The sequence below is a fragment of the Rhizobium sp. PDO1-076 genome (assembly GCF_000247475.1).
Lineage (GTDB): Bacteria > Pseudomonadota > Alphaproteobacteria > Rhizobiales > Rhizobiaceae > Allorhizobium.
The window spans coordinates 1-3,536 of record NZ_AHZC01000175.1; the positions used below are offsets into that span (position 1 = coordinate 1).

The window sequence follows — 3,536 nt, forward strand, 5'->3', positions numbered from 1 at the left end:
CGACGCCGAAGCTTATGCCCACGGCCAAGCCGAAAGCGTTCAATGCTCGCACTGGTGAAACCTCCCTGACCGGAACCTCCTCGCTCCGATCTCTGGGCTCCGAACATGTCAGATCTGGCGGCGACCGCAATCCAAGAATGGTTACCGAATTTTCACTGCAGCGCCGAAGCACATTACATTCATTACAATTGTGACATCCGCCATAACCAGCAAGCCTTTGAACATTGGCGCCACCGTGCCTATGGTGATCATGGGAGGACTACATATTGCTGACAGACACAATTCGCATTCTGATCGTCGAGGACGACCCGGACATGGCGGAGCTGATTTCCGATCTCATCGAGGCGGAAGGCTGGATACCGGCTTGCGCAGGGTCGGCAGAAGAAGCCGCCGAAATGCTGGAGAAGGAGCCGATGCATCTGGTGCTGGTCGACCACAATCTCCCTGGCATTTCCGGTCGCGTTTTCGCCCAAAGACTGCGGGCCCAGGCCAATATCGGCATCGTCATGGTGACAGCCGCCGGCAGCGCCGCAGAACGCGTGCTCGGCCTGGAGACGGCGGCCGACGATTACGTCGTCAAACCGTTCGAGCCGATCGAGCTGACGGCCCGCATCAAGGCAGTCCTGCGTCGGACCATCCCGTCGTTGCGGCCGGACAAGGACCTGGAAAAGGAGCTGGACCGGCAGTTGGGCCGGGCGACAGACCGCGACCATTCCAGCTCCGCCCTCAGGCTCGGTGATTGGGCGATCGATATGAAGGGTCGGCGGGCCGTCTGCCTGTCCGACCAGAGCCGAACGCTGACAGCCGCTGAATTTGCCCTGCTTGAAATTCTCGCCCAGACGCCCAACCAGCCTGTCAGCCGGGCCCAGATTCTCGATCGCCTCGGCTCAGAAAGCGATCGCTATATCGACCGGAACGTCGATGTCCTGGTTCTGAGGCTGCGGCGCAAGATCGAACGCAATCCGGATCTGCCACGCCATATCAAGACGCGGCGTGGCAAGGGTTACGTCCTGCATATGGACGAGGTCGAGCTGTCATCGTGATCAACCGCCCGTTTCTGTCATCCATTGCCTTTCGTCTGCCGTTTGCCATTGTCTTCATCTGCTTTCTGGTCTTCAGCCTGTCGACCATCGCGATCTACGGACTGCAGAAGGCGCGCAACGAAATGGCAGCCTATGGCCTGCAGGCATTTTCCAGCCTGACCAAGGCCTCGCTGGTCTCGCGCCAGGTGTCGGATCTCGTCTCCAGTGCACCCTTCCTGATGAATGCCACCTCGCCCTACAGGGTATCGAGCGAAAGCCGCGCCGTCGTCGCCCAGGTCGACAGCCTCCTGCGCACGATCGAGCCGCAGAATTTTGACAGGCTGATCCAGGGCTTTGCCAGCGCGCAGATCATCGAACTGCTCGGCCATATCCGAACCCAGACGCTCACCCTGGCGAGCGATGCCGACTCCGCGCAGGCCCACAAGGCGCAAGCCGCAGCAGCTCTCAGCGAAATCGCAACGGGCCGCGGCGTTGCCGATGCCGATCTGCGCCGCCGGTTGAACGCCATCGTGCAATCAGCATCAACCTCGGACAGTCTTTTCCAGCTGGGAGAGCTGCAGCGTCGGTATGTGGCAGAAACCGCAGCCAGCGAAGACGCAAGGCCGCCGGCTCCGACTGGTCAGCCGACCGAGCTTAGCCCCTATGAGCAGGTCTTCGATGCCCAGACCCGTTACCTGCTCGAAATGTTTGCCATTCGCGCCTCCGTCGCGCGGCTGCATTCGGTATCGCGGGAACTATCGCTTGCCACGGAGATGCAAAACGACGCTGTCGCCCGCGCGCTGAACGAGGATCTGATCTCCACTTCCGATGCGCTGAGCCGGCTGCTGGTGATCGTCGCCCTGGCCTCCCTGCTCGTCTTCACCATGGCCACACTGTCGATCCGCTCGGTGATGCGGGTCTCACGCGGCATCAGCAACCTGTCAAACGGCATGAATGCGCTGGCAAAGGGCGATACCGATATCGGCCCACCCGACTACCGCGGCAACGAGACGGAGCTTTTGCGTCTGCTCGACGCGTTCAGGGCGTTCAAGGACAGCGTCGACCGTGTCTCGCGGCTGCGGCGCACGGCAGAAGCCGCTGCCCGCACCATCCGTTCAACCTTTCGCAACATGAACGAGGGCATTGCGCTGTTTGACCCGACGGGCCGGCCGATCACCATGAATCGGCGGATGATCGAACTGGTCGGCCGTTCAGGCTCATCGCGCAAGCTCCCGCTTCGACGCTTCGTCCTGCCCATTCCGGAAATCAATCCCGATCTCCTGCCGGATGAGGATAGGCCGGGAAACCTCTCGGAACGGGCAGTCATACGGCACCACGCAGAGGATGGCACAGTGATTGAGGTATCGCTGTCGCGCCAGCCCGATGGCGGGATTGTGCTCCTGGCGCGCGACGTCACGACGATCGACCGGCAGGAAGCGGAAGCCGCCAAGGCGCAGCGATTGGATGGCATCATGCGCATGACGCATCAGGTGAGCCATGAAGTCGGAAATATGATCGGCATCATCACGGGCAGCCTCGGGCTGCTGGAGCGGGAAGACGGGTTCAACGACCGGCAGCGGCGACACATTGCCCGCATCCGCAAAGCCGCCGATCGCGGACGCGACCTGGCCAGCAGCATGCTGTCCATCGGCAGCCAGCAACCGATCAATCCCAGCTGTGTCGATGTGCGGAGCCTGCTTCGCGGCATGGCCGACATCCTGGAAATCGCCATCGGCAGCAAAAGCCACCTGCAACTGGAACTCGATGCCGACCTGCCGGCAATTCCTCTCGATGCCGCCCTTTTCGAGCAGTCGGTTCTCAACCTTTGCCTGAACGCTTGTGCCGCAATGCCAGATGGCGGCGTGATCGCCATCAAGGCCGTCCTGACCGGGGGCGCCGTCATCGTCTCCGTCCGCGACACGGGGATTGGCATGACGGCCAAACAGGTGGACAAGGCGTTCGAGCCCTATTTCACCACGCGCGGAAAAAAAGGCGGCGCCGGTCTCGGACTGGCGATGGTCTACGGCTTCGTCCGCCAGAGCGGCGGCGACGCCACGATCCATTCGCGACAGGGACACGGAACGACCGTGGAACTCAGTTTTCCTATCGAGCAGATCTGAGCATCAGCGAATTTCGGCAGGTGATGCAACTGGCCGCATCGTTCGTATTCCCTGCGCACTGCCGCCGATCTTCCGTTCTAAGATCAATTTCTGATCAATGCGCAATGTTGGGAGCAATAATTCCCAGACCGCCAAGTCCACTAACGATCAATTGCACGGCAACGGCGGTCAGAAGAATGCCGAAAACCACCTCCGAGACCACCATCGTCGCCGGTTTCATGCGTTTGGCGAGCACGTCGATATTGGTAAACACCAGATAGTCAAAAGCCGCGACGAGCAAAATCAGCCCGATGACCATGGCTGCGCTGGCGACCGAGACGACTTCGCCGGACGCAATGATGACGACAGTGATACCAACGGGATTGAGCATATAGGGTACAGCAAGCGGAAACAC

Annotated in this window: 4 protein-coding genes; 3 read left to right on the top strand and 1 reads right to left on the bottom strand. The window is 60.8% G+C overall.

The window, feature by feature from the left end; translation table 11 throughout:
- The 3 genes from PDO_RS28790 to PDO_RS11285 all read left to right on the top strand — a co-directional run.
- The coding region (locus PDO_RS28790) for a hypothetical protein (RefSeq protein WP_210161516.1) at positions 1–194 on the top strand (194 nt) is incomplete at its 5' end.
- 120 nt (positions 195–314) lie between these two features.
- Positions 315–1,043, top strand: coding sequence for a winged helix-turn-helix domain-containing protein (locus tag PDO_RS11280; RefSeq protein WP_458574649.1), 729 nt, complete (start codon positions 315–317; stop codon positions 1,041–1,043).
- The gene (locus PDO_RS11285) at positions 1,040–3,142 is read left to right on the top strand and encodes an ATP-binding protein (protein ID WP_009109381.1); all 2,103 of its coding nucleotides are present in this window, start codon (positions 1,040–1,042) and stop codon (positions 3,140–3,142) included. Before PDO_RS11280 ends, PDO_RS11285 begins: the two co-directional genes overlap by 4 nt.
- A 94-nt stretch (positions 3,143–3,236) precedes the next feature.
- Here PDO_RS11285 and PDO_RS11290 read toward each other — a convergent pair.
- A partial coding sequence (locus tag PDO_RS11290; protein WP_037073555.1) for a MarC family protein occupies positions 3,237–3,536 on the bottom strand: 300 nt, incomplete at its 5' end.

Coding starts and splice junctions, on each gene's coding strand:
- PDO_RS11280 (WP_458574649.1), top strand. CDS start 315: ATGGCGGAGCTGATTTCCGATCTCATCGAGGCGGAAGGCTGGATACCG.